Origin of the sequence: Escherichia sp. MOD1-EC6842 (assembly GCF_002965705.1) — a bacterium.
GTDB lineage: Bacteria > Pseudomonadota > Gammaproteobacteria > Enterobacterales > Enterobacteriaceae > Escherichia > Escherichia ruysiae.
This window is the reverse complement of the sequence record NZ_PTRF01000068.1, coordinates 1-357: the sequence shown is the minus strand read 5'-3', so window position 1 is coordinate 357 and position 357 is coordinate 1. Positions and strand designations below refer to the sequence as shown.

Genomic DNA, 357 nt, shown 5'->3' with positions numbered 1-357 from the left:
AACGGTGATGCCGGTGCCTGGGCCCGTATCATGAACGGCGCCGGTTCAGCCGATGGCGGGTATAGCGATAATTACACCCACGTTCAGGTCGGCTTTGACAAAAAACATGTGCTGGATGGCGTTGATCTGTTTACCGGTATCACAATGACCTATACCGACAGCAGTGCAGACAGTGATGCGTTCAGCGGGAAGACAAAATCCGTGGGGGGCGGTCTGTATGCTTCAGCACTGTTTAACTCCGGTGCCTATATCGATTTGATTGGTAAATATATTCACCATGACAATGACTACACAGGCAACTTTGCCGGTCTGGGTACGAAGCACTACGGAACCCACTCCTGGTATGCCGGAGCGGAG

At 52.4% G+C, this 357-nt stretch carries 1 protein-coding gene; it reads left to right on the top strand.

Annotated features, from left to right (window positions below; all coding sequences use genetic code 11):
- Window positions 1-357 (top strand): autotransporter outer membrane beta-barrel domain-containing protein (locus A7Z29_RS23120; RefSeq protein ID WP_123058441.1); only part of this gene is annotated, 357 nt, incomplete at both ends.